Raw genomic sequence first — 25,673 nt, 5'->3', positions numbered from 1 at the left:
CCCCGAATCGGGGGCTGGGGTGGAGCCCCGGATTGGGGGCTGGGGCAGCGCCCCAGTTTCGGGAAGGGGCGGGGAGGGGAACAGCCCGCCGCAGGCGTCGAGTTCTAGTCGGCCTCGACCGTGACCGAGAACGAGAACCGGTCGCCCCGGTAGTGGATGCGGGCCACGTCCGCCACGCGCCCGCTCTCGTCGTACGTCACCCCCGTGTAGTGCAGGATCGGGCTGAGCAGCGGCACCTGGAGCAACCGGGAGGTCTCGGGGTCGGCGAGGCGGGCCTCCACCGTGTCCGTGATCCGGCTGATCCGCACCCCCACAACGTCCCGCAGCACCTTCGTCATCGGCCAGCGCGCGAGGTCCGCGAGGTCGATGCGGTCGGCCAGCTCGGGGCGGACCAGGTTCTCCGCCCAGTTGGTGGGTTCACCGCTGCGGCCGTCCCGGCGCAGCCGCCGGAAGGCGGCAGCCTCGTCCAGGTCGGGGAAGTACTCCGCGAGCGCCGCCGGTACCGGTGCCGGGCCGTGCTCCAGCACCGTCGTACGCTCACCCGACTGCTGGGCCACGATCGCGTCCACCGACCCCAGCAGCCGCACCGGCGCGGCCCGTCGCGCGCTCGGCTCGATGAAGGTGCCACGGCGCCGGTGGCGGCTGATGAGCCCTTCGGCCTCCAGCTCCTTCAGCGCCTGCCGCATGGTGAGCACGCTGACCCCGTAGTGCTCGGCCAGCCGGTCCTCGGTCGGCAGCCGCAGCGGATCGTCCGGGGCCCGCCCGAGTATCGAGGCCCGCAGCGACTGCGAGACCTGGTACCACAGCGGCAACTTGCGGTTGAGGGCGAGGGAGTCGGGGGCGAAGGTGGTCACACGGTCTCCGGTCACGAGTCACATCAGGCGGCCGCACGGCTCACGGCAGCGGCCGCACGAGTCACGTCACACGGCCGCACGGCGGCGTTCACAGGCGGAAGTGGCGTTCCAGGCCCTGCCACACGTCGTCATAGCGCCCCTGGAGGTGGTCCGCCTCCAGCGCCTGCCGGGTGGCCGTGACCGGCCAGCGTGTCTCGAACATGAAGGCCAGCCCGTCGTCCAGCTTGTGCGGCGCCAGTTCGGCCGCGCTCGCCCGCTGAAACGTCTCATGGTCCGGGCCGTGCGCGGACATCATGTTGTGCAGTGAGCCACCGCCGGGTACGAAGCCCCCCGCACCGCCGGTCTTCGCGTCGTACGCGCCCTCGATCAGCCCCATGTACTCGCTCATCACATTGCGGTGGAAGTACGGCGGCCGGAAGGTGTCCTCCCCGACCAGCCAGCGCGGGGCGAAGACCACGAAGTCCACGCCCGCGAGCCCGGGGGTGTCGGAGGGCGAGGTGAGCACCGTGAAGATGGACGGGTCCGGGTGGTCGTAGCTGATGGTGCCGAGCACATTGAACCGGCGCAGGTCGTATGCGTACGGCACATGGGTGCCGTGCCAGGCGACCACGTCCAGCGGCGAGTGGTCGTAGGTGGCGGCCCACAGATTGCCGCAGAACTTGTTGACCACCTCCACCGGGCGCTCCACGTCCTCGTACGCGGCGACCGGGGCGAGGAAGTCCCGGGGGTTCGCCAGCCCGTTGGCGCCGATCGGGCCGAGGTCGGGGAGGGTGAAGGGGCGGCCGTAGTTCTCGCACACATAGCCGCGCACGGACGGCTCCAGCGGCTCCACCCGGAACCGCACCCCGCGCGGGATCAGCGCCACATGCCCCGGCTCGGCGCGCAGCAGGCCGAACTCGGTGTGCAGCAGCAGCCCGCCCCGCTCGGGAACGATCAACAGCTCGCCGTCCGCGTCGCTGAACACCCGGTCGGCCATGGGCGCGTTGGCCGCGTAGAGGTGGATGGCCATCCCGGTGCGCTGGGTGGCGTCGCCGTTGCCGCCCAGCGTCCACAGCCCGGCCAGGAAGTCGGTGCCCTCCGGCGGCTCAGGCAGCGGGTCCCAGCGCAGCCGGTTGGGGTCGGGCACGGCCTCGGTGAAGGGCGCCCCGCGCAGCGCGCCGTCCGCGACGCGGATGAACGGCGGATGCGCGGCGGAGGGCCGGATGCGGTACAGCCAGGAGCGCCGGTTGGTGGCGCGCGGCTCGGTGAACGCGCTGCCGCTCAGCTGCTCCGCGTAGAGCCCGAGCGGTGCGCGTTGGGGGGAGTTGCGGCCGATGGGCAGCGCGCCGGGCACGGCCTCGCTGCTGTGCTCATTGCCGAAACCGGAGGCGTAGACCAGCTCTTCGGCCGTCTTCCGCGCCCGCTCGATCGCCTGCTCGCGTCCTCGCCGACCGCTGTGTTGACCGCCCTGCCGATCGCCCTGCTGATTGCCCTGCTGATTGCTTTGCTGATTGCCGTGCTGGATCCCCGTGCCGTCGCCCATCGCGCGCTCCCACCGCTCCGCCGCACACCACTGCTTCCACTTTCATCTAATTCCTATGTCAGACGATAGGAATCGAAACCCGGCCTCGTCAACGATCGGGCAGGATGGTGGCGTGCCCATACCGCCCCTCCGCCGCCATCCGGTCCAGCGCCGCAGCGCCGAGCGCCTCGGCCGGATCCTCGACGCGTGCGCCGAACTCCTCGACGAGATCGGCTACGAAGAGCTGAGCACCCGGGCCGTCGCCGAGCGCGCCAACGTGCCCATCGGCTCGGTCTACCGCTTCTTCTCCAACAAGCGGGCGATGGCCGAGGCCCTGGCCCACCGCAATCTGGACGAGTACGCCGAGCGGATCACCCGGCGGCTGGCCGCCGTGGACTCGGCCTCAGCCTCGGACCCGGCTTGGGCCTCGGACTCCGGGCCGGACGACGGGGGCGGTGGCTGGCGGGAGGCCATGGACGTCGTGGTGGACGAGTATCTGGCGATGAAGCGCGGGGCACCGGGCTTCGCGCTCATCGAGTTCGGCCATCCGGTCCCGGCCACCGCGCCGCCGCAGCAGCCCAACCACCTGGTGGCCGACCGGCTGCGGACGCTGCTCGCCGACCGGCTCGGAACGGGCGGGGACCGGGCGACCGAGGAGCGGCTGCGGGTGGCCTTCCTGCTCGCGGTCGAGGCGGCGGACGCACTGCTGCGGCTGGCGTTCCGGATGGACCCGGAGGGCGACCCGGCGATCGTGGCGGAGACGAAGGAACTGCTGCGGGCGTATCTGGCCCGGGTCCTGGACTGACCCACAACCCCCCGGGTGCCCCCGGGCCTCGGGTCCCTGGCCCCAGGTCCCTCAGGGCCTCCCGGACCCCCGGCCTCAGGACCTCCCGAGAGCTGGGCCTTGGGCCCCCGGTTCCTCAGGCTTCCCGGGTCCCTGGGTCTCCCGGCCCCCCGGCTCTTCGGGTCCCTGGCTCCCCGGCTCCCCGGCTCTTCGGGTCCCTGGGTCTCCCGGCTCCCCGGCTCTTCGGGTCCCTGGGTCTCCCGGCTCCCCGGCTCTTCGGGCTCCCGGCCCCCGGCTCTTCGGGCTCCCGGGCCCCCGGATCCCCGGGTCGTTCGGGTTCCCGGGCCCCGGATCCCCGGGCCCTTGGGCCCAAAGGTCCACCGGATACACCGGGAACCCTCCCCGACATGCCAACCAGTCGGTATGGTGGGCGGGTCCGGCGCGTCATCGCGGCCTCGCCGCCGTCCCTGGGAGAGACCGATGAGCAGCACTGCCCCGCGTATCTGCCCGCTCTGCGAGGCCACTTGCGGGCTGACCCTCACCATCGGCGAGGGGAGGGTGACCGGGGCGCGCGGCGATCGCGAGGACGTCTTCAGCCGTGGCTTCATCTGCCCCAAGGGCGCCGCGTTCGGGCAGCTCGACGCCGACCCCGACCGGCTGCGCCGCCCCCTGGTCCGCCGTGCCGGGCGCCTCGTGGAGACCGGCTGGGACGAGGCGTTCGCCGCCGTGGCGGACGGGCTGGCCCCGCTGCTGCGCGAGCACGGGCCGCAGTCCGTGGGGGTCGTGCTGGGCAACCCCAATGTGCACACCGTGGCCGGAGGGCTCTACCCGCCGCTGCTGCTCGGCGCGCTGCGCACCCGTAACGTCTTCAGCGCCAGCACCCTCGACCAGATGCCCAAGCACGTTTCGAGCGGGCTGCTGTACGGGGACGCGAACGCGATTCCGGTGCCCGATCTGGACCGTACGGACCATCTGCTGATGCTCGGCGCCAACCCGCTGGACTCCAACGGCAGTCTGTGCACCGCCCCCGACTTCCCCGGGCGGCTGCGGGCGCTGCGGCGGCGCGGCGGGCGGCTGGTGGTGGTCGACCCCCGGCGCACCCGTACGGCCGCGCTGGCCGACCGCCATGTGGCGATCCGGCCCGGCACCGACGCGCTGCTGCTCTTCGCCATGGTGCAGGTGCTGTTCGCAGAGGACCTGGTGGCGCCCGGCCCGCTCGCCGAGCACATCAGCGGGGTGGCGGAGGTGCGGCGGCTGGCCGCCGGCTTCCCGCCGGAGGCGGTGGCCGGGGCGTGCGACGTGCCCGCCGAGGAGATCCGCGCCCTCACCCGTGAGCTGGCCGCCGCGTCCAGCGGTGTGGTGTACGGGCGGGTCGGCTCCACCACGGTCGAGTTCGGCACCCTCACCAGCTGGCTGGTCGATGTGGTCAACGTGCTCATCGGGCAGCTGGACCGGCCCGGCGGCGCGATGTTCCCGCTCGCCGCGACCGGCCGCCGGGAGCGCCCGGCGCGGCCGGGGAAGGGGTTCGCGCTCGGCCGCTGGCACAGCAGGGTCAGCGGATACCCCGAGGCCAAGGGCGAACTGCCCGCCGTCGCGCTGGCGGAGGAGATCGAGGTCCCGGGCGAGGGGCGGATCCGGGCGGTGCTGGCGCTCGCGGCCAACCCCGTGCTCTCCGCGCCGGACGGCGACCGCCTGGACCGGGCGCTGGCCGGGCTCGACTTCATGGTCAGCGTCGATCCGTACCTCAACGAGACCTCGCGCCACGCCCATGTGGTGCTGCCCCCGCCGCCGCCCAGCCGCAGCCCCCACTTCGACTACGCCTTCAACGGCCTGGCCGTGCGCAACCAGGTCCGCTACACCCGCCCGGCCATCCCCCTGGAGCCGGACCGGCCGAGCGAGAGCGCCATCCTGGCGCGGCTGGTGCTGTGCGCGAGCGGGAACGGCGGCGCCGACCCGGAGGCGGTGGACGCGATGGCGATCCAGGGGACCCTCAGCAAGGAGGTCGCCGACCCGTCCTCGCCGGTGCACGGGCGCGAGCCCGGCGAGCTGGCCGCGCTGCTGACCGGGGTGGACGGCCCCGAGCGCCGGCTGGACATGATGCTGCGGCTGGGCCCGTACGGCGACGGCTTCGGCGCCGACCCCGACGGGCTGAGCCTGGAGAAGCTGCTCGCCCATCCGCACGGCATCGACCTGGGCCCGCTGCGGCCCCGCGTCCCCGGGCTGCTCAAGACCCGCAGCGGCACGGTGGAGCTCTGCCCGGAGCCGCTGGCCGCCGATGTGGAGCGGCTGCGCCGGTCGCTGGCCGACCGGCCCTCGGGGCTGTTGCTGGTCGGCCGCCGCCATCTGCGCTCCAACAACAGCTGGATGCACAACGTCCCAACCCTGATGGGCGGCAGCAACCGCTGCACGCTCCAGGTGCACCCCGAGGACGCCGTCCGGCTCGGCCTGGCCGACGGCGGTCTGGCCCGGGTCAAGGGCGAGGGCGGGGAGCTGGAGGTGCCGGTCGAGGTGACGGACGCGGTACGGGCCGGGGTGGTGAGCCTGCCGCACGGCTGGGGCCACGCCCGCCCCGGCGTCCGGCTGTCCGTGGCCGGGGCCCGGCCCGGGGTCAATGTCAACCAGCTCTTCGACGGTTCACGGCTGGATCCGCTCTCGGGGACGGCGGTGCTCAATGGCCACCCGGTGCGGGTATCACCCTCGCTACGGCACTGACCTGGGGTTTTGCGCTTATTGCTCACGCGTCAAGACCTTGTTAACGGAAAGTTGCCGCACCTAACGTCGCCTCGACCGCCAAATCCGGGGGAGTTCAAAGGCGAACGTGAGGTAGCCAACCATGCTGACCATCCTTGGCTTCGTCATGATCGCGACATTCCTTGTCCTGATCATGATGAAGAAGATGTCCCCGATGGGCGCCCTGGTGCTCATCCCCGCGCTGTTCTGTGTGCTGGTCGGGAAGGGGGCGCACCTCGGGGACTACGTCCTCAAGGGAGTCGGCGAACTAGCGCCCACGGCCGCCATGCTGATGTTCGCGATCATCTACTTCGGGGTGATGATCGACGTCGGCCTCTTCGACCCGATCGTCCGGCTCATCCTGCGGTTCTGCAAGGCCGACCCGATGCGGGTGGTGGTCGGCACCGCGATCCTCGCGGCGGTCGTCTCGCTCGACGGCGACGGCTCCACCACCTTCATGATCACCGTGTCGGCCATGGTGCCGCTCTACCGGCGGCTGAAGATGAGCCTGGTGGTGATGACCGGTGTAGCGGCCATGGCCAACGGCGTGATGAACACGCTGCCCTGGGGCGGCCCCACCGCCCGCGCCGCCGCCGCGCTCAAGGTCGACGCCAGCGACATCTTCGTGCCGATGATCCCGGCCCTCGCGGTCGGCCTGCTCTTCGTGATCGCCCTCTCCTACGGTCTCGGCCTGCGGGAGCGCAAGCGGCTCGGCGTGCTGACGCTGGACGAGGTCACCGCGGGCGACCCCGAGCAGGTGCTGGTCGGGGCGGGCTCCGGCGGTAAGGGGGCCAAGGGCCGTAAGGGCGGCAAGGGCGTGCTGACCGGCGGCGGGGGCTCGGGACCGGACGCGGGAACGGACGCGGGAACGGACGTGGAGGCCCCGTCCGCACACGGGTCCGGCTCCTCCTCGGACGCCTCCCGCGACGACGAGGACGATGAGGACGATGAGTTCAAGGGGCTCGACCCCCGGCGCGCCACCCTGCGCCCAAAGCTCTACTGGTTCAACGCGGCGCTGACCGTCGCACTGCTCGCCCTGATGGTGACCGAGACCATGCCGATCCCGGTCCTCTTCCTGCTCGCCGCAGCGGTCGCGCTCACCGTCAACTTCCCGAATATGAAGGACCAGAAGGCGCGGGTGGCCGCACACGCCGAGAACGTCGTCAACGTCTCCGGCATGGTCTTCGCCGCGGCCGTCTTCACCGGCGTCCTCACCGGCACCGGCATGGTCGAGCACATGGCCCGCTGGCTGGTCGACGGCGTCCCCGAGGGCATGGGGCCGCAGATGGCCGTCGTCACCGGTGTGCTGTCCCTCCCGCTCACCTACTTCATGTCCAACGACGGCTTCTACTTCGGCATCGTGCCGATCCTCGCCGAGGCCGGGGCCGCCCACGGGGTCTCCGCGCTGGAGATCGCCCGCGCCTCGCTCGTCGGACAGGCCCTGCACATGTCGAGCCCGCTGGTCCCCGCCGTCTACGTGCTCGTCGGCATGGCGAAGGTCGAATTCGGCGACCACACCCGGTTCACCGTGAAATGGGCGGCGCTCACCTCGCTGGTGGTGCTCGCCGCCGGTCTCGCGTTCGGCATCATCTGACCCGTGACGATCTCAAAGCCCGGTAAGCCCGGCAGGGGCTGGCTGCTGCGCCTGGTCATCGCCTTCTCGTTCACCCAGGGGGCGGTGAGCATGGCGCGGCCCGCCGTCTCCTACCGGGCGCTGGCGCTCGGTGCCGACGCCCGCGCCATCGGTGTGATCACCGGAATCTACGCCCTGCTGCCGCTGTTCGCCGCCGTACCCCTCGGACGGCGCACCGATCACGGGCGGTGCGCCCCGCTGCTGCCGGTCGGGGTCGTCCTCATCGCCACCGGCTGCGGGTTCAGCGGGACGGCCGGATCGCTGCCCGCGATGGCCGCCTGGAGCGGGGTGATGGGGCTGGGCCATCTGTCGTTCGTCATCGGGGCCCAGTCCATCGTGGCCCGTCAGAGCGCGCCCGAGGACCAGGACCGCAACTTCGGCCACTTCACCATCGGCGCCTCGCTCGGCCAGCTCATCGGGCCCATCGCGGCCGGTCTCGTGGTCTCAGAACACGACGGCGCGATGGGCCGCACCAGCGCCGCCGCGCTGTTCATCGCCGCCGCCCTCGCGGCCTTCTCCGTCACCTCGCTGTGGCGCATCGAGCGCCGCCCGGACGGTACGGCGGCGGCCGGGCCCGCCGAGGAGGCCCCGGCCCGCAAGGTCCCGGTGCGGTCCATCCTGACCACCCGCGGGGTGGCCTCCGGCATGTTCATCAGCCTCGCGGTGCTCTCCGCCACCGACATCCTCACCGCCTATCTGCCGGTCGTCGGCGAACAGCGCGGCATCTCACCCACGGTTGTCGGTGTGCTGCTCAGCCTGCGCGCCGCCGCCACCGTGGCCTGCCGGATCGCCATGACCCCGATGATCCGGCTGATGGGCCGCACCGTGCTGATGGCCGTCAGCTGTCTGGGCGCCGCGCTGCTGTGCGCGGGCATCGCCCTGCCGGTGCCCGCCTGGGCGCTCGGGGCGCTGCTGGCCGGGCTCGGCTTCTGCCTCGGCGTCGGCCAGCCGCTGTCGATGACGACCGTCGTCCAGGCGTCCCCCGAGGGGGCGCGCAGCACCGCCCTCGCACTGCGGCTCACCGGCAACCGGCTCGGCCAGGTGGCCGCGCCCGCCTCCGCCGGTGTGCTCGCGGGGCTCGCGGGCACCGCCGCGCCCTTCGTCATGCTGGGCGGACTGCTGCTGATCTCGGCGGCGATAGCCGTACGGCCGCTGCGCGGCGGCCCGGCCGCGAAACCCTCCGGGGACCGGCCGGTGCCGGAGCAGCGGCGTACCGAGGAGTCGTCCTCGGCGTCGCGGGGCACGGGACGGCAATCCCGGTGAGCCGACGGTGAGACGGTCTCAGGGCACGGTGAGACGGTCTCGGGGCGACGGTGAGCTGGGCTGGCCTTAAGACCGCTCGCCGTCGACCATGCCCAGCCACTCCCTGGAGGCGTCCCCGAACGGCTCGGCGCGCCCGTCGACCGCGTCCATCAGCCACTGCCCCGCCGCCTCGGCCTCCGCTATGACGTCCGCCGGATAGCCGTACCGCACCTGGTGCTCGGCGAACTCGTCCTGGTCGACCAGCAGGGTCGAGCCGTCCGCCCGCTTGCGGAGCACATCCAGGTCCAGGTCCACCATCGAGACCTCGTGGGAGGAGAGCCACCGGGCAGGCGTGGCGATATCGCAGTAGATCTCGGTCGCCCGGGGCGGGGCGTTGAACACCGCGGTCCACCAGGCGTCGCGCGGGAGGAGGATCACATGCGCGCAGGGGATCGGCACCATCGGGCCGAACCCCTTGCGCATGACGGCGCCGCCGGGCAGCCCCAGCCAGACGCCGTGGTCGTCCTCGCCCAGCCTGCGCATCCGCAGGTTCCAGTGCAGAGTGCCGTCGTACTTGCGGTAGTTGACGGCTACGAGAGGGGGCATGGGCCGATCCTATGCCCGCCGCGGGGCGGGGGTCCGGGAGCGGAGCCCCCGGGACCGGGGAGGGGAGGGCATCCGCCGGAGGCGGCTAAGCGCTTGCTCACTCTCCGTGTAGGGTGTGCGCCATGGACGCGGAGCCGAAGAACACCGGAGGCAAGGCCGAGCCCTGGGGCGACATCACACCCGACGCCGCCCGGCGGCTGGTGAGCGCGGCCGTGCACGCCTTCGCGGAGCGCGGCTACCACGCCACCACCACCCGGGACATCGCCAGCCGCGCCGGAATGAGCCCGGCCGCGCTCTACATCCACTACAAGACCAAGGAAGAGCTGCTGTACCAGATCAGCAAGGTCGGCCATGAGCGGGCCCTGGCGATCCTGGAGCGGGCGCGGGACAGCGCGGGCAGTCCCGCCGAGCGGCTGGCCGACGCCGTCCGCTCCTTCGTGCGCTGGCACGCCGAGCACCACACGACCGCGCGCGTGGTGCAGTACGAGCTCGGCGCGCTCGCGGAGGAGCACCACGCCGAGGTCATCGCGGTCCGCAAGGCCACGGACGGGGCGGTGCGCTCGATCATCGAGGACGGGGTGAAGGCGGGCGTCTTCGATGTCCCGGACGTCCGCGGCACCACGGTCGCCGCGCTGTCCCTGTGCATCGACGTCGCCCGCTGGTTCAACGCCGACGGGCGCAGCACCCCCGACGAGGTCGGCGATCTCTACGCGGGTCTAGTGCTGCGCATGGTGGGCGCCGACGGCGGTCAGCCGTAGCGGGTGGCGGTCGGCCGTCAGCCGTAGTAGCGGGCCACGGATTCCGCCACGCACACCGGCTTGTCGCCGCCCTCGCGCTCCAGAGTCACCGTCAGCGTCAGCTGGAGGCCGTCCTTGACCTCGGCCGCCTCCACGATCCGCGCGGTGGCGCGCAGCCGGGAGCCGACCGGGACGGGGGAGGGGAAGCGCACCTTGTTGACCCCGTAGTTGATGCCCATCCGCACGCCCTCGACCTGCAGCAGCTGCGGGGTGAAGGACGGCAGCAGGGAGAGCGTCAGATAGCCGTGCGCGATCGTGGTGCCGAACGGTCCGCCCGCCGCCCGCTCCGGGTCCACATGGATCCACTGGTGGTCGCCGGTCGCGTCGGCGAACAGATCGACGCGCTTCTGGTCGATCTCCAGCCAGTCGCTGGGGCCGAGTTCCTCGCCGACCGCGGACCGCAGTTCATCGGGCGAGGTGAAGATCCTGGGCTCTGCCATGCGTGCCTCCCGGGCAACCACTCACTAAGCGACTGCTCAGCATGGTCGGCTGACCAGGGCCCTGTCAACGCGGCCCGCGCCGACACGGCCATCGGCGTACATCGGCGATCGAGGGTGGGTGTCCAAGCGGCCGAGCGTGAGTGCCAGCGATCGTCCGCGGGCTCGGATTCCTGCGCGCTCGCCGGTCGTCCGGTGCTCAAAGGCTCCGACGAGCGCGCTCCCGGCCGGGGCGGCCGGGTGTCATACGGCGGCGTACCGGCTCATCCGGACCGCGCGCCGGGCATCCGCCAGAGCCTCGGTGGTCAGCAGCGGCAGCGGCACCACTATGCCGCAGTCCGCGCAGACCGGCCCGGCCGAGGGGTAGCGGTCCAGGTCCTCGCGCCAGACCAGGCCGGACCGTGCACATACCGGGCAGGCCGCCCCCGGGCCCGACTCCATCGCCGCGATCAGCCGTCGCAGCACATCCGCGAGGCGGTCGGCGGGGTGGGTCGCGGGGCTCTCGCAGGGAATGATGTCGCATCCGCCCCAGGTGCGCAGATGCCAGTCGTCGACAGCGCTCGGCTGCCGGATGCCGAGAAGTTTCTCCTGCCTGCGCCGGGCGGCGAAGTCCGCCTCGTACGCGAGCCACAGCGTGCGGGCCTCCTCGAGCTCATCCAGGGCGGTGAGCAGTCGCAGGGGGTCCGGGCTGCGGTCCTCCGGGGTGATCCCGGAGCGGACGCACAGATGGTGCCAGGTCGCCCGGTGCCCGTACGGCGCGAACCGTTCCAGGCATTTGCGCAGCGATGTGCGCCGAGCGGTGATGTGTCTGCGTGGATTGCGAACCTCTCGTGCCAGTGCTCTGAAACCGGCCACTTCCTACCACCTCCGCGTGTTGCGGACCCGACTCGTTGTCGAATGGACGTAACGCAGCGCGATCCGGATCCATCGAATTCCCTGGATCTTCGCGGGCAGTCCTCATCTGTCCACAAGCGGAAAGAAGTTGACGTCCGCTCATCTTCCGACGCGCTAATACCGCCGGTAACCTCCGTCCGACGGCAATCGGGAGGAGCGCACATGCGACGACGAACCCCCAGGCCCACCAAGACCCGCAAGCTCACCAATACCGTGCTCGCCGCGGCCGCCGCGCTCGGCCTCGGCATCGCCCTCGCGGCCCCGGTGCCCCAGCCGGCCAGGGCGGAGCCCGCCGCGGCGGCCACCGACTACTGCCGGGGCCAGTGCTCCGACATCCTCCCGCCGGGCGCCACCGGCAACGCCACCCTCGCCGACATCCTCGCCAACCGGGTGCTGGGCACCCATCCCGAGCACAGCGCCGACCAGCTCGGCCCGTACGCCGATCTGGCCAGCGGCTATCCCAACCTCAGCGACGACAAGCTGAACAGCTTCTTCAACGACTCCTCCTTCGGGGTCCCCGCCGACCAGGTCGCCTCCGTGACCAAGCCGCGCGACGACGTCACGATCACCCGCGACAAGAAGACCGGCGTCCCGCACATCCAGGGCACCACCCGCGAGGGCACCGAGTACGGCGCCGGATACGCCGCCGCCCAGGACCGGCTGTGGCTGATGGACCTCTTCCGCCACGTGGGCCGCGGCGAGCTGACCCCCTTCGCCGGTGGCGCCCCCGCCAACCAGGGCCTGGAGCAGGACTTCTTCCGCCAGGCGCCGTACACCGAAGAGGACTACCAGGCGCAGATCGACTACATCCTCACCCACGGCGGAGAGCGCGGCCGCCAGGCGCTGGCCGACGCCCAGGCGTATGTCGACGGCATCAACGCCTACGCCAAGAAGGCGAAGGACGGCCGGTACTTCCCCGGGGAGTACGTGCTCACCGGCCATATCGACGCGATCACCAACGCCGGTGAGATCCAGCCGTTCAAGCTCACCGACCTCATCGCCCTCGCCTCCGTCGTCGGCGCGCTCTTCGGCAACGGCGGGGGCGGCGAGGTGGAGGGCGCGCTCTCGCTGCTCGCCGCCCAGCAGAAGTACGGCCTCGCCGACGGCACCGAGGTGTGGGAGTCCTTCCGGGAGCGCAACGACCCGGAGGCGGTGCTGACCGTGCGGGACGGCAGCTTCCCGTACGCGGACAAGCCCGCCTCACCCAAGGGCACCGCGCTGCCCGACACCGGCTCGGTCACCACGGAACAGCTCGTCTACGACCGCGAGGGCGCCGCCACCAAGGCCCATACCAAGGCCCGCACCCAGGTCAAGGCCCCCAAGCCGTCGCTGGAGCCGCTGCGCGGCATCTACGACGACGGGGTGCTGCCCCGCGATCTGTTCAGCCGCAAGAAGGGCATGTCCAACGCGCTCGTGGTGTCCGGCAAGTACACCGCGAGCGGCCATCCGGTGGCCGTCTTCGGTCCCCAGACCGGCTACTTCGCCCCGCAGCTGCTGATGCTCCAGGAGATCCAGGGCCCGGGGATCAGCGCCCGGGGCGCCTCCTTCGCGGGGGTCGGGATGTACGTCCAGCTCGGCCGGGGCCAGGACTACGCATGGAGCGCCACCACCTCCGCCCAGGACATCACCGACACCTACGCGGTCGAGCTGTGCTCCCCGGACGGCTCCGCGCCGTCCAAGGACTCCACGTACTACCGCTATCGCGGCGACTGCGTGCCGATGGACAAGCTGGAGCGGCGCAACGCCTGGAAGCCCACCCTCGCCGACTCCACCGCCGCTGGCTCGTACCGGATGCAGGTCTACCGCACCAAGTACGGGCTGGTGACCCATCGCGCGACCGTCGGCGGCACACCGGTGGCCTACACCGTGCTGCGCTCCACCTACCGCCACGAGGCCGACTCCATCATCGGCTTCCAGATGCTCAACGACCCCGGCTATGTGACCGGCGCAAAGTCCTTCCAGAGCGCGGCGCAGCACATCAACTACACCTTCAACTGGTTCTACGCCGACTCCAGGCAGACCGGCTACTACAACAGCGGGCTCAACCCGGTGCGCGCCGCGGATGTCGACTCCTCGCTGCCGGTGAAGGCCGAAACCGCCTATGAGTGGCGGGATTTCGACCCGGAGGACAACACCGCCGCCGCCACCCCGCCCGCCGAACACCCCCAGTCCATCGACCAGGACTACTACATCAGCTGGAACAACAAACTGGCCAAGGACTACAGCGCGGCCGGTTTCGGCAACGGCTCGGTGCACCGCGGCAACCTCCTCGACGACCGGGTGCGCGCCCTGGTCCGCGAGGGCGGTGTCACCCGCTCCGCGCTCACCCGGGCCATGGCCGAGGCGGCCGTCACCGATCTGCGCGGCGAGGACGTGCTGCCGGAGCTGCTGAAGGTGGTGCGCTCCCAGCCCATCGACGACCCCGAGCTGGCCACGGCCGTACAGCGGCTGGAGTCCTGGCGGTCGGCGGGGACACAGCGCCATGAGACCAGCGCGGGATCGCACACCTACGGGAACGCCGACGCCGTACGGATCATGGACGCCTGGTGGCCGCTGCTGGTCGAGGCCGAGTTCAAGTCCGGCCTGGGCGACGGGCTCTACGATGCGCTGCGCACCAATCTGGCCGTTGACGAATCGCCCTCGGCCGGGCACGGCCCCACCGGCTCGCACGCCGGGTCGTCCTTCCAGTACGGCTGGTGGTCCTATGTCGACAAGGATCTGCGCACGGTCCTCGGCGAGGACGTCAAGGGCCCGCTGGCCCGCCCGTACTGCGGCGGCGGGCAGCTCGGCGCCTGCCGCGACGCCCTGCTGACCAGCCTGAAGACGGCCGTGGGCAAGACCGCGGCCCAGGTCTACCCGGGGGACGACAACTGCTCCGCGGGCGACCAGTGGTGCGCCGACGCCATCATCCAGCGGCCGGTCGGCGGGCTCACCCACGACAAGATCAGCTGGCAGAACCGGCCCACCTACCAGCAGGTCGTGGAGTTCCCGGCACACCGCTGAGGACCCCGGCCCACGGATGGGACGGTCCTGAGGAGCGGGGCCCCGCACCCGGCGGGGCCCCCTCCGCTACCCGGCTCCGCCCCGCTACCCCGCCCCGATCCGGCCCGCGCGCAGCACCAGCCGGGCCAGCTCCTCATGGCAGATGTCGCCGTGCGCCCCGGCCGGTGGCACACCGTGCCGGACCACCTCCGAGACATCGACGCTCACACAGCCCCGGGCCGGGAACGGGCCGTCCAGCGCCTCGGCCAGCTCCAGCCGCGGGCAGTCCGCCACCGCCTGGACGCCGTCGTACCCGATCGCCCCCCAGCGGACGTCGCCCGGCAGCAGCGACCCATCGTCCCAGGACACCCGCTCGTCCCAGGACACCCGCTCGCCCCAGGACACCCGCTCGCCCCAGGACATCCGCGACGCCACCGGATACAACAGCCCCAGCGCGGTGTCATGGCGCGAATGGCAGCACACCACGGGCCCGCCGACCCGGCGGGGGACGTCGCGCAGCGCCCCGCCGCGGTCTGCCGCGTGCGGCAGCCGCTCGGCGAAGGCGTGGTGCGAGAACGCCCCCTGGAGCAGGGTCACCGACGCCATCGCGGCGCCCTCCACCGGCCCGGTCAGCGCGAACGACACCAGCCGGCCGCCGAAGCCGTGGCCGACCAGATGGAGCCGCGGCGCGGGCCGGAGGGCCGCCAGGGCGCCGAGCACCGGCCCCAGGCCCTCGCGCCCGACCGTGCCAGCCCGCCGCTTCATCACGTAGTACGTCCCCTGGCGCAGCAGTTCGTGCGCCCCGTCCCAGAGGCCGCCGAGCCCGCTGTCGAAGACGGCGGGGTCCTCGGCGCCGGTCTTCCCGCGCGCCTCGGCGAGCGCGGCGGCGAACCGCTCGCAGACCTCGGTCACATCCTCCCCGAACATCGCCGGTACGCCGTCCTCGTCCTCGTCCTCGTCCGCCTCCGCGCCCGGGTCCGCCGCGGCCCCCGCGCCGCCGGACATCCCGCGCACCCCCACGAGACCGCGCAGCAGCACCGCGAACTCGTCCAGCGCCGCCAGCCGTTCGGGCCGCTCGGCCAGCAGCTCCGCGAGGCGCGCCACGATCTGCTGCCGCCCCGGGAAGACCGCGTCCAGCGCCCGGTGGGTGTCCGGGTCGAGCCCCGGCGGCTGCCCGGGCGGGGTGTCCGCGTCCGGCCCCGGCGGTGCCCCGGGGGCCTCTTCCCGCGGTATCCCCCCGAGCGATTCATCGGCGAACCGCATCGCCGGCCACACCACGCCCACATAGCCCAGCCGGGTCCGGCCCGCCTCGCCGAGCAGCCCCGGGAAGGGCGCGAAGAAGCGGTCATTGAGGCGTGTGGCCATGGTCCGGGTGTTGTTCCAGCCGTGCGCGAACACCACCAGATCGGTGAGCCCCTGCTGAGCGGCCTGCTCCAGCAGCCGGTCCCGCGGCCGGGTGTTCACGTCCCCGTGCGCGTCGAATCTCAGCTCCCAGTACGGTCTTACGCTCATCCCCGTCATCGTTCTTCCCCCTCGGATGGTCCGATGTGCGTGCATCGTCCCAACTGCCCCGACCGCTGGCCATACGACACGCATACGGTCGCCGTTGGACAATCGGCCAGCCGTTCGACTTACCCGGAATGGGACGGGCGGAACGTGGAATGCCGGGCTCCGTCACCATCCGGCGATAGGTGAATTCCCGAATATCCATCGGGAGAATATCCCCGCTGTTCTTGGGATCAGTTCATGGCAAGGCGCTGCACTATGCTGCGGACCGAAAGTCATTGGGGTGCCGAATACTCTTCGAGCGGAAGGCCGGAATGCCCTTAAAGGATCGATGGCAGTACCCGACGGCGCTGCTGGACACCACGATGGACCAGCTCAGGACGTTGCTGGCGGTCCATGAGGCGGGCACCGCGCTGGGTGCCGCCCGGCTGCTGGGCCGGGAGCAGTCCAGTGTGCAGAAACAACTGGACACCCTGAACCGGAACTTCGGCGCGCTGTGCGGCGAACCGCTGGTGGTCAAACGGGGACGCAGTCAGAATGTGCTCTTCACCGCGACCGGGGAGTCCCTTGCCGCACTCGCGCGCGGCACCCTGGCGGACTGGCGCGAGGGGCTGCACGACTGCCGCCGCCGGCTCGGCAGCCGGCTCGTGGTCGGCTCCACCCGTTACACCCTCGGCTTTCTGCTGAATGCCGTGGAGCTGGTCACCGAGGAATTCGACGGCCGGGGCGTCGAGCTCAAGGTCGAGCATGTGCGCACCCGGGATCTGCTCCAGCGGCTCGACGCCAAACAGCTCGACCTGGTCTGCGGCAGCGTGCTCACCACGGCGGGCCATGACGCCCGGCTCGACGGCTTCGAGGTGATGGAGTGGCGGCGCAGCGGCCTTTCGCTGGTCACCAACCTCGACCCCGAGGAGCTGCCCGGTTCCTCGCTGCCGGTGAGCGAGCTGCCCCGGCTGCCGCTCGCGGTCTCGGCCGACGGCCTCATACCCGGCTTTCTGCGCGGCTGGTTCGGCGCCCGCTACCGCCAGGAGCTGTATATCGCGGCCGAGATCGACACCGTGCAGTACGGCCTTGAACTGCTCTCCTCGGGGGTGCTGCGCGGCTGTGTGCTGGTCACCGAGGGCATCGGCGACGCGGTGGCCGACGGGCGGATCCGGGCCGGGGCCGGGCTGCGCACCCTGGAGCTGACCGACGGCATGGGTCCGGAGCTGGAAGTGCTGGTCGGGGTGTTCGTACGGGCCGGAGAGCGCACCGCGCAGGACGCCGGTCATCCGCTCAACGTGCTGTGGACCGCGCTCGCCGGGGAGAACGCGCGGTGGCGCAGCGTGATGCGCAAGGAGCGCCCCGGCCGGTAATCCGCCCGCCGTCGGCAGGTAGCCCCTCGGCCGTCCGCAGGCAGGCCGAAGTGCCTCTTCCGTTTCCACATACCGACTGGTTAGTCTGCGCTGGGCGGAAGCCGGTCCGGGGAGGAGCAGGAGCCGGGCCGGGCGGAAGCCGATACGAGCCGAGCCGATCCGAGGAGCGTTGCGATCGTGGGTACCGTGCGTGGGGCGCGTGTAGTGGTCACCGGAGCGGGCGGCGGCATCGGCGCCGCCCTCGCCCGCCGCTTCGCCGCCGAGGGCGCCCGGGTCGTGGTCAACGACCTCGACGCCGCCAAGGCCGCCTCCGTCGCCGGGGAGATCGGCGGGATCCCCGTCCCCGGGGACGCCTCCGGTGTCGTACCCGCCGCGCGCGAGGCGCTGGGCGGCGCCGTCGACATCTTCTGCGCCAACGCGGGCGTCGGCCACGACGGCGGCCCCGAGGCAGACGAGGCGCTGTGGCAGCAGTCCTGGGACGTCAATGTGATGGCCCATGTGCGGGCCGCCCGGGAGCTGCTGCCCGAGTGGCTGGAGCGCGGCAGCGGCCGCTTCGTGGCCACTGTCTCCGCCGCCGGGATCCTCACCATGATCGGCTCGGCGCCGTACGCCGTCTCCAAGCACGCCGCGCTCGCCTTCGCCGAATGGCTCTCGGCCACCTACCGCCACCGCGGCATCGGCGTCCACGCGGTCTGCCCGCAGGGGGTGCGCACCGATATGCTCACCGCCTCCGGGACCGCCGGGGAGCTGGTGCTCGCGCCCACCGCGATCGAGCCCGAGCAGGTGGCCGACGCGGTCCTCGCGGGGATCGAGGAGGAGCGCTTCCTGATCCTTCCGCACCCCGAGGTGGCCCGCCACTACGCCGCCCGCGCCGGGGACACCGACCGCTGGCTGGGCGGCATCAACAAGCTGCAGCGCAAGCTCGAAGAGCTCGAGGCGGCGTCCGGGACCTCGGGCTGACCGGCGGCCAGGTCGCTCCCGCACCTTCCGTGTCGCCCGTATCCCTCCGCCCTTATCGCATCCCTCCTCCGATCCCTCCGCCGACCACCCTCACCCCCGTCGAGACAGGGCCGCACCCATGACCACGTACCAGGACCAGCCATGGCTCGCTCAGCTCACTGAGAAACAGCGCCAGCCGATCGTCCCGCGGCCGAGCCCGCTGCACGCGTTCCGGGACGCCGTGCGCACCGCCCCCGACCATCCGGCGCTCGCCTACTTCGACGGACGGCTGACCTACCGGGAGGTCGACGAGCTCTCCGACGGCGTGGCGGGCCATCTCGCCGAGCGCGGCTTCCGGCCCGGCGACCGCCTCGCGATCATGCTCCAGAACACCCCGCACTTCGTGCTCGCGCTGCTGGGCGCGTGGAAGGCGGGCGGCGCGGTCGTGCCGGTCAACCCCATGTACAAGGGCGCCGAGCTCGCACACATCCTCGGCGACGCCGAGGTCAGCGCCCTGGTCTGCGCCCGCCACGGCTGGGAGGACTACATACGCGACACGGCCGCCGCGTCCCCGGTGCGCATCGCGCTCACCGCCGACGCCCGCGACCTCCAGACCCGCGACGACGAACGGGTGCTGCGCGACCGGCCCATCCCCGTCCCCGAGGACACCGAGGACCTCCTCGCCGCCGCCCGCGCCGGGGCCCGCCCGCCGTCCGTCCCCGACCCCGGCCCCGATGACATCGCGCTGATCAGCTACACCTCCGGGACCAGCGGCACCCCCAAGGGCGCCACCAACACCCACGGCAACATCTCCTACAACGCCGACCGGCAGCACATCCTCCATGAGCTGCCCACCGGGTCGACGATCTTCGCGCTGGCCCCGCTGTTCCACATCACCGGCATGGTCTGCGAGCTGTGCGCGAGCGTGTCCGGAGCGGGCACCCTGGCCCTGGCCTACCGCTTCGAGACCGGCGTCGTGCTCGACGCCTTCGCCGAGCACCGCCCCCGCTACACCGTGGGCCCCTCCACCGCCTTCATGGCGCTGATGGCCCACCCCCGGGCCACCCGTGACCACTTCTCGTCCTTCCGGATCATCTCCTCCGGCGGCGCCCCGCTGCCGCCCGCGCTGGTGGAGCGGTTCCAGTCCGGCCTCGGCCCGTATCTCCACAACGGCTACGGGCTCACCGAGTGCACCGCGCCCTGCGCCAGCGTCCCGCCCGGGCTCCGCGCCCCCGTCGACCCGGTCTCCGGCACCCTCGCCGTCGGCGTCCCCGGCGCCGACACCATCGTGCGCATCGCGGACGACGAGGGGCGGGACGTGCCGTTCGGCGAACAGGGCGAGATCGTCGTCCGCGGCCCGATGGTGGTCCCCGGCTACTGGCGGCGCCCGGAGGCGACCGCGGCGGCCATCCCGGACGGGGAACTGCGCACCGGCGACATCGGTTTCATGGACGAGGGCGGCTGGCTGTACGTGGTCGACCGCAAGAAGGACATGATCAACGCCTCGGGGTTCAAGGTGTGGCCGCGTGAGGTCGAGGACGTGCTCTACACCCACCCCGCCGTGCGGGAGGCGGCGGTCGTCGGAAAGCCCGACGCGTACCGCGGCGAGACGGTCAAGGCGTATGTGAGCCTCCGGCCAGGGGCCGAGGTCACACCGGACGAGCTGTCCGCGTACTGTGCGGAGCGGCTTGCCGCGTACAAGTACCCCCGCGAGGTGGAGATCCTGCCCGAGCTGCCGAAGACGACCAGTGGCAAGATCCTCCGGCGGGAACTGCGAGGATGAGCGAGAAGAGGAAGAGAACGGGTGGCGACGATGGCCAGAGCGACGGACGGTGACGGACAGCCGGTGCCCCAGCGGCTGCTGGCCGCTGCCACCCGCCTCTTCGCGGAGCGGGGCTACGACCGGACGTCCGTACAGGAGATCGTCGAGGCGGCGGGCGTCACCAAGGGCGCGCTCTACCACTACTTCGGCTCCAAGGACGATCTGCTCCACGAGATCTACGGCCGGGTGCTCCGGCTGCAGCAGGAGCGGCTGGACTCCTTCGCGGACGCCGACGCGCCGGTGGAGACGCGGCTGCGGGAGGCGGCGGCCGACGTCGTGGTGACCACCATCGACAACCTCGACGACGCGACCATCTTCTTCCGGTCGATGCACCAGCTCTCCCCGGAGAAGCACAAGCAGGTGCGCGCCGAGCGGCGCCGCTACCACGAGCGGTTCCGGGCGCTGATCGAGGAGGGGCAGCGGGCCGGGGTGTTCAGCTCCCGCACCCCGGCGGACCTGGTGGTGGACTACCACTTCGGCTCCGTCCACCACCTGGGCACCTGGTACCGCCCCGGCGGCCGCTGGGCCCCCCACGAGGTCGCCGACCACCTGGCCGACCTCCTGCTGCGCGCGCTGCGGCCGTAACTGCGAAGCCCGTCCAGGGGCACCTCCCAGCGGTGGCTGGGGGAGATCGAGGACCGGGGGCCCGGGGGCGGAGCCCCAGTTACGGGAAGGGGCGGGGCGGGGAACAAAACCCCACCCCGCTCCACCTACACGTACCGCTTCAACTCCCGCCGCCCCAGCGACCGCTGATGCACCTCGTCCGGACCGTCAGCGAGCTGCAGCGTACGTGCCGCGGCCCACAGCTCGGCCAGCGGGAAGTCCTGGCTCACCCCACCCGCGCCGTGCAGCTGCACCGCCCGGTCCAGGATCCCCACCACCGTGCGCGGGGTCGCGATCTTGATGGCCTGGATCTCGGTGTGCGCCTCGCGGTTGCCCACCGTGTCCATCAGCCAGGCCGTCTTCAGCACCAGCAGCCGCAGCTGCTCGACCGCCACCCGCGCGTCCGCGATCCACTCGAGGACCTGGCCCTGCCGGGCCAGCGCCTTGCCGAACGCCTGCCGGTCCACCGCCCGACGGCACATCAGCTCGATCCCGCGCTCGGCCATGCCGATCAGCCGCATGCAGTGGTGGATCCGGCCGGGGCCGAGCCGGGCCTGGGCGATGGCGAAACCGCCGCCCTCCTCGCCGATGAGGTTGCTCACCGGCACCCGCGCCCGGTCGAAGACCACCTCGGCGTGGCCGCCGTGGTAGTGGTCCTCGTAGCCGTACACCCGCATCGCCCGACGCACCTCGACGCCCGGGGTGTCGCGCGGCACCAGCACCATCGACTGCTGGCGGCGCACATCGGCGCCCTCCGGGTCGGTCTTGCCCATCACGATGAAGATCTTGCAGTCGGGGTTCATCGCCCCGGAGATGTACCACTTGCGGCCGGTGATGACGTAGTCGTCGCCGTCGCGCTCGATCCGGGTCTCGATATTGGTCGCGTCGGAGGAGGCGACCTCGGGCTCGGTCATCGCGAAGGCCGACCGGATCTCGCCCGCGAGCAGCGGCTCCAGCCACTGCTTGCGCTGCCGCTCGTCGGCGAACTGGGCGAGCACCTCCATGTTGCCGGTGTCGGGGGCGGCGCAGTTCAGGGCGGTCGGGGCCAGTTGGGGGCTGCGGCCGGTGATCTCCGCGAGCGGGGCGTACTGGAGATTGGTCAGCCCCGCGCCGTACTCGGCGTCGGGCAGGAAGAGGTTCCACAGGCCCTGACGGCGGGCCTCGGCCTTGAGCTCCTCGACGACCGGCGGGGTCAGCCAGGGGGATTCGAGGGCGGCCCGCTGCCGCCCGGCGACCGCCTCCGCGGGGTAGACGTGCTCGTCCATGAAGGCGAGCAGCTTGGCGCGCAGCTCTTCGGTCCGGGCGTCGAATGCGAAGTCCATGGCGGGATCAGCTCTCCTGGAGGGTGGTGAGGCCGTGGTCGATGAAGGCGGGGACGATGTCGCCGATGCGGTCGAAGCCCGCGCCGAGGGTCTGGCCGAGGGTGTAGCGGTAGTGGATGCCCTCGAGGATCACCGCCAGCTTGAAGTAGGCGAAGGCGGTGTACCAGGAGACGCCGCTGACATCGCGCCCCGAGCCCTCGGCATAGCGCTGGATCAGCTCGTCGGTGGAGGGGTGGCCGGGGGCGCCCTGGGTGGAGGAGATGGGGGAGTCGGCGAGATTCGGATGACCGCTGTACATCACGATCAGTCCGAGGTCGGTCAGCGGATCGCCGAGCGTGGACATCTCCCAGTCGAGGATCGCGGTGATCCGGTCCTCGTCGTTCACGTCGTTCACCAGGACGTTGTCGAGGCGGTAGTCGCCGTGTACGACCGTGGGCGCGGGGGAGGCCGGGAGCGCCTTGGCCAGCCGGGAGTGCAGCTCGTCGATCCCGGCCAGCTCACGGCTGCGCGAGGCCGCCAGCTGCTTGCCCCAGCGGCGCAACTGCCGCTCCAGGAACCCCTCCGGGCGCCCGAAGCCGCCGAGCCCGACCTCGGCCGGGTCGACGGAGTGCAGCGTCACGAGCGTGTCGACGAGGGAGAGCACGACCTCCCGGGTGCGCTCCGGGCCGATGCCGGTCAGCTGCTCGGCGGTGCGGTACGGGGTGCCCTCGACGAACTCCATGACGTAGAAGGGCGATCCGATGACCGACTCGTCCTCGCACAGCAGCAGCGGCTCCGGCACCGGTACGGCCGTCGGGTGCAGGGCGCTGATCACCCGGTGCTCCCGCGCCATGTCATGGGCGGTGGCGAGCACATGGCCAAGCGGCGGTCGCCGGACCACCCAGCGGGAGGTGCCGTCGGTGACGGTGTAGGTGAGATTCGAGCGTCCGCCTTCGATCAGCCCGGCCCTCAGCGGTCCGCGCACCAGCCCCGCGCGTTCGCGGTCGAAGTGGGCGCGGAGCCGTTCGAGGTCGAGCCCTGGGGGATTGCCTGCGTTCATCGAACCTCTCTCGTACTCTCGCGTACTCGCTCGTACCCGTTCACGGGAACGGGCGGACCGTTCGTCCCGCCTCATGATGCCGACCAGTCGGTATGTAGTCCAGTGGGCCTTGGGGGCGGGGGTGTGAGATGTGGCGGTTCGGGGGGCGCCACGAGGCCGGACCGCCGGGCCCGGCGGCCGGGGGTGGGGCTACTGCCCCCGCTCCCGTCGCCGCTCGGCGCGCTCCTGGGCCTCGACCACCGCGTCCCCGTACTCCATCGACCAGGCGCCGAGCGCCTTCATCGGCCCCAGCAGCGTCTCCCCGAGCGGGGTCAGCCCGTACTCGACCCGGGGCGGCGCCTCCGCGTACCGGTGCCGCTCCACCAGCCCGTCGTCCTCCAGCCGGCGCAGGGTGTCGTTGAGCACCTTGGGGCTGATGCCGCCGATGGCCTCGCGCAGCTGGCCGGGGCGGCGCGGCCCCTCCCGCAGCCCGATGATCACGACGCCGGTCCAGGTGCGGGCCAGCAGATCGAAACCCAGCCGTGCCCGGCAGTCGGCGATGAATCCGTCCGGGGCGGTGGGCGCGGGCCGCGATGTCCTCGCCGGTTCGCTCACTGATGACCTCCTGGGGGCTGTCGTAGCGCATCCGTCGCACACCGCGCGGTGTGCGACGGACTTCCTAGTGTCGCTGCTCGTCGGCGCGTGAGAACGGCGAGCGACAACGGCGAGCGAGAACGAGGAGACCGCGATGCGGATCGGAGTGCTGGGCACGGGCAATATGGCCGACGCGCTGGGGACCCAGTGGGCGGGGGCGGGCCACGAACTGCTCATCGGCGGCCGCTCGCGGCCGAAGGCGGAGGCGCTGGCCGGGCGGATCGGCCACGGCGCGCGGGCGGGGGGCCTGCGCGAGGCCGCCGGGTTCGGCGGGGTGACGCTGCTGGCGGTGGCGCACGAGGGGGTCGAGGCCACCCTGGAGGCGGCGGGTGCGGCCGAGGGGACGCTGAGCGGCCGGGCGCTGATCGACTGCACCAACGCGGTCGTCCCCGGCAGCTTCACCCTCGCCACGGACGGCGGACCGGGCATGGCCGAGCGGATCGCGGCGCGGGCGGTCGGGGCGCGGGTCGTGAAGGGGTTCTGCCACTGCGCGGAGGCGGTGTGGCGGATGACGCCGCCGGTCTTCGCCGACGGCCCGCTGGCGGTTCCGCTGTGCGGGGACGACGAGGGTGCCCTGGAGGCCGTACGGACCCTGGTCCGGGACATGGGCTGCGTACCGCTGGACGCCGGTGGCCTGGAGCGGGCCCGCCTGCTGGAGTCCACGGTGGCGTTTCTGCTGGGCTTCTGGTTCGGCGGGGTGGAGCCGCGCGCCGCGCTGCCGCCGCTGGCGGCGCAGAGTCCGGCGTAGCGGGCGGCGCGGGGCCGCTGATGGGCGCGGATTTGCGGTGGCGGTGGGCGAGCAGGAGCGTCGAAGGGGAGGAGGGGGCAAGAACACGCGGGGACGGGGAACCCGCGAACCCGCCACGAACCGCGAAGACCGCGAGGAGCGCCACCATGAAGGCCATCAGCTACCGCCGCTACGGCGGCCCCGAGATCCTGGAGTACGGGGAGCGGCCGGAGCCCAAGGTCGGCCCCGACTCCGTGCTGATCAGGGTCAGGGCCGCCGCCGTGAACCCCGTCGACTGGAAGGCCCAGGCCGGATACCTCGAACCGGTCCTGGACGCGGTCTTCCCGGTCATCCCCGGCTGGGACGTCGCGGGGGTCGTGGAGCAGCCGGGCCCGGCGGTGACGGAGTTCCGGCCCGGTGACGAGGTGATCGGGTACGTACGGGAGGACTTCCTCTCCCGGGGCACCTGCGCCGAGTACGTGGCCGCGCCCGTCCGCACCCTCGCCCGCAAACCGCGCAACCTCTCCTTCACGCAGGCCGCGGGCATCCCGCTGGCGGGCCTGACGGCGTACCAGTCGCTGGTGCGGGCGCTGAGGGTCGGCGAGGGTGACACGGTGCTGGTGCACGCGGCCGCGGGCGGGGTCGGCTCGATGGCGGTACAGCTGGCCCGGCACATGGGGGCGCGGGTGATCGGCACGGCGGGTGAGCGCAACCACGAGTATCTGCGGGCGCTCGGGGCCGAGCCGACCGCGTACGGGGACGGGCTGGCCGACCGGGTCCGCGCCCTCGCCCCGGACGGGGTGGACGCCGTGCTCGACCTCGTCGGCGGTGACGTGCTCGCCGTCTCCTCCGAACTCCTCGCCCCCGAGGGCCGCCTGGCCTCCATCGCGGACCCCGGCGTCCTCGGCCTGGGCGGCCGCTACGTCTTCGTCCGCCCCGACCCCGACGACCTCCAGGACCTCACCGACCTCGCGGAGCGCGGCGCGCTGGGCGTCGAGGTCGCGGCGGTCTTCCCGCTCCAGAAGACGGCGGACGCGCAGCGGCTCAGCATGGAGGGCCACGGCAGGGGCAAGATCGCCATCACGGTGGACTGAGCGGAACGGTGCTGGGGCCTGGGCGCGTGGTCCAGGCGCGGCCCGGAGCCGCCTGCGGCGGGCCGATCCCCCACCCCACCCCTCCCCGAAACAAGGGCCTCCGCCCCCGGCCCGCCGCTGGGGCTTGGGCCTTGGGCCGCCGCTGGGGCTTGGGCCTTGGACCGCCGCTGGGG

General features: G+C 72.3%; 21 protein-coding genes. 12 read left to right on the top strand and 9 right to left on the bottom strand.

The genetic code is table 11. From position 1 onward, the window contains the following. Positions 1-104: 104 nt before the first annotated feature. Both VT50_RS36615 and hmgA read right to left on the bottom strand, forming a co-directional pair. The gene (locus VT50_RS36615; RefSeq protein WP_046090580.1) at positions 105-854 is read right to left on the bottom strand and encodes a GntR family transcriptional regulator; all 750 of its coding nucleotides are present in this window, start codon (positions 852-854) and stop codon (positions 105-107) included. Positions 855-942: 88 nt separating this feature from the next. Then, complete coding sequence (hmgA, locus tag VT50_RS36610) at positions 943-2,376, bottom strand: homogentisate 1,2-dioxygenase (RefSeq protein ID WP_240529458.1); 1,434 nt, start codon at positions 2,374-2,376, stop codon at positions 943-945. A 112-nt stretch (positions 2,377-2,488) separates the two neighbouring features. Here hmgA and VT50_RS36605 point away from each other — a divergent pair, with 112 nt between their 5' ends. The 4 genes from VT50_RS36605 to VT50_RS36590 all read left to right on the top strand — a co-directional run bounded on the left by VT50_RS36605 (position 2,489) and on the right by VT50_RS36590 (position 8,765). Next, positions 2,489-3,160 carry a TetR/AcrR family transcriptional regulator gene (locus tag VT50_RS36605; protein WP_046090579.1) on the top strand — a complete coding sequence of 224 codons (672 nt, stop codon included), beginning with the start codon at positions 2,489-2,491 and terminating at the stop codon, positions 3,158-3,160. Positions 3,161-3,619: 459 nt separating this feature from the next. Next, complete coding sequence (locus tag VT50_RS36600) at positions 3,620-5,851, top strand: molybdopterin oxidoreductase family protein (protein ID WP_046090578.1); 2,232 nt, start codon at positions 3,620-3,622, stop codon at positions 5,849-5,851. A 121-nt stretch (positions 5,852-5,972) separates the two neighbouring features. Next, positions 5,973-7,463, top strand: coding sequence for a CitMHS family transporter (locus VT50_RS36595; RefSeq protein WP_046090577.1), 1,491 nt, complete (start codon positions 5,973-5,975; stop codon positions 7,461-7,463). A 42-nt stretch (positions 7,464-7,505) separates the two neighbouring features. Beyond that, positions 7,506-8,765 (top strand): MFS transporter, encoded by a 1,260-nt coding sequence (locus VT50_RS36590; protein WP_107424974.1) that lies wholly within the window; start codon positions 7,506-7,508, stop codon positions 8,763-8,765. Positions 8,766-8,831: 66 nt separating this feature from the next. Here VT50_RS36590 and VT50_RS36585 read toward each other — a convergent pair whose 3' ends face one another. Beyond that, positions 8,832-9,350, bottom strand: a complete 519-nt coding sequence (locus VT50_RS36585) for a ribonuclease FAU-1 family protein (protein WP_046090576.1) — start codon at positions 9,348-9,350, stop codon at positions 8,832-8,834. A 122-nt stretch (positions 9,351-9,472) separates the two neighbouring features. Between VT50_RS36585 and VT50_RS36580 the strand changes: the two genes are divergently transcribed. Continuing rightward, positions 9,473-10,108 carry a TetR/AcrR family transcriptional regulator gene (locus VT50_RS36580; protein WP_046090575.1) on the top strand — a complete coding sequence of 212 codons (636 nt, stop codon included), beginning with the start codon at positions 9,473-9,475 and terminating at the stop codon, positions 10,106-10,108. Between the two features lie 17 nt (positions 10,109-10,125). Here the strand turns inward: VT50_RS36580 and VT50_RS36575 are convergent, their stop codons facing one another. Together VT50_RS36575 and VT50_RS36570 are read right to left on the bottom strand one after the other, a co-directional pair. Then, positions 10,126-10,587: a MaoC family dehydratase gene (locus VT50_RS36575; protein WP_046090574.1), complete on the bottom strand. Its 462-nt coding sequence runs from the start codon at positions 10,585-10,587 to the stop codon at positions 10,126-10,128. A gap of 240 nt (positions 10,588-10,827) precedes the next feature. Beyond that, positions 10,828-11,439 (bottom strand): hypothetical protein, encoded by a 612-nt coding sequence (locus tag VT50_RS36570; RefSeq protein WP_046090573.1) that lies wholly within the window; start codon positions 11,437-11,439, stop codon positions 10,828-10,830. Between the two features lie 201 nt (positions 11,440-11,640). Here VT50_RS36570 and VT50_RS36565 point away from each other — a divergent pair, with 201 nt between their 5' ends. Further along, the gene (locus VT50_RS36565; protein ID WP_046090572.1) at positions 11,641-14,481 is read left to right on the top strand and encodes a penicillin acylase family protein; all 2,841 of its coding nucleotides are present in this window, start codon (positions 11,641-11,643) and stop codon (positions 14,479-14,481) included. 84 nt (positions 14,482-14,565) lie between these two features. On the opposite strand, the gene VT50_RS36560 is transcribed toward VT50_RS36565, so the two are convergent. Next, complete coding sequence (locus VT50_RS36560; RefSeq protein WP_046090571.1) at positions 14,566-15,981, bottom strand: hypothetical protein; 1,416 nt, start codon at positions 15,979-15,981, stop codon at positions 14,566-14,568. Positions 15,982-16,280: 299 nt separating this feature from the next. Here VT50_RS36560 and VT50_RS36555 point away from each other — a divergent pair, with 299 nt between their 5' ends. From VT50_RS36555 to VT50_RS36540, 4 genes are all read left to right on the top strand, one after another. Then, complete coding sequence (locus VT50_RS36555; protein WP_046090570.1) at positions 16,281-17,321, top strand: LysR family transcriptional regulator; 1,041 nt, start codon at positions 16,281-16,283, stop codon at positions 17,319-17,321. A gap of 177 nt (positions 17,322-17,498) precedes the next feature. After that, positions 17,499-18,281: an SDR family oxidoreductase gene (locus VT50_RS36550; RefSeq protein WP_046090569.1), complete on the top strand. Its 783-nt coding sequence runs from the start codon at positions 17,499-17,501 to the stop codon at positions 18,279-18,281. 118 nt (positions 18,282-18,399) lie between these two features. Beyond that, positions 18,400-20,043 (top strand): class I adenylate-forming enzyme family protein, encoded by a 1,644-nt coding sequence (locus VT50_RS36545; RefSeq protein WP_046090568.1) that lies wholly within the window; start codon positions 18,400-18,402, stop codon positions 20,041-20,043. 30 nt (positions 20,044-20,073) lie between these two features. Then, positions 20,074-20,667, top strand: a complete 594-nt coding sequence (locus VT50_RS36540) for a TetR/AcrR family transcriptional regulator (RefSeq protein WP_046090567.1) — start codon at positions 20,074-20,076, stop codon at positions 20,665-20,667. Between the two features lie 125 nt (positions 20,668-20,792). On the opposite strand, the gene VT50_RS36535 is transcribed toward VT50_RS36540, so the two are convergent. The 3 genes from VT50_RS36535 to VT50_RS36525 all read right to left on the bottom strand — a co-directional run bounded on the left by VT50_RS36535 (position 20,793) and on the right by VT50_RS36525 (position 23,640). Next, positions 20,793-22,007, bottom strand: a complete 1,215-nt coding sequence (locus tag VT50_RS36535) for an acyl-CoA dehydrogenase family protein (protein WP_046090566.1) — start codon at positions 22,005-22,007, stop codon at positions 20,793-20,795. A gap of 7 nt (positions 22,008-22,014) precedes the next feature. Beyond that, positions 22,015-23,046 carry a phosphotransferase family protein gene (locus VT50_RS36530; RefSeq protein WP_046090565.1) on the bottom strand — a complete coding sequence of 344 codons (1,032 nt, stop codon included), beginning with the start codon at positions 23,044-23,046 and terminating at the stop codon, positions 22,015-22,017. 189 nt (positions 23,047-23,235) lie between these two features. After that, positions 23,236-23,640 carry a winged helix-turn-helix transcriptional regulator gene (locus VT50_RS36525; RefSeq protein WP_046090564.1) on the bottom strand — a complete coding sequence of 135 codons (405 nt, stop codon included), beginning with the start codon at positions 23,638-23,640 and terminating at the stop codon, positions 23,236-23,238. A 133-nt stretch (positions 23,641-23,773) separates the two neighbouring features. Between VT50_RS36525 and VT50_RS36520 the strand changes: the two genes are divergently transcribed. Together VT50_RS36520 and VT50_RS36515 are read left to right on the top strand one after the other, a co-directional pair. Further along, positions 23,774-24,427: an NADPH-dependent F420 reductase gene (locus tag VT50_RS36520; protein WP_046090563.1), complete on the top strand. Its 654-nt coding sequence runs from the start codon at positions 23,774-23,776 to the stop codon at positions 24,425-24,427. Between the two features lie 146 nt (positions 24,428-24,573). Next, the gene (locus VT50_RS36515; protein ID WP_079343972.1) at positions 24,574-25,500 is read left to right on the top strand and encodes an NADP-dependent oxidoreductase; all 927 of its coding nucleotides are present in this window, start codon (positions 24,574-24,576) and stop codon (positions 25,498-25,500) included. The last annotated feature ends 173 nt before the right edge of the window (positions 25,501-25,673 follow it).

The sequence above is a fragment of the Streptomyces antioxidans genome (genome assembly GCF_000968685.2).
Lineage (GTDB): Bacteria > Actinomycetota > Actinomycetes > Streptomycetales > Streptomycetaceae > Streptomyces > Streptomyces antioxidans.
The sequence above is the reverse complement of the archived record's forward strand: the minus strand, read 5'-3'. Positions and strand labels throughout refer to the sequence as shown.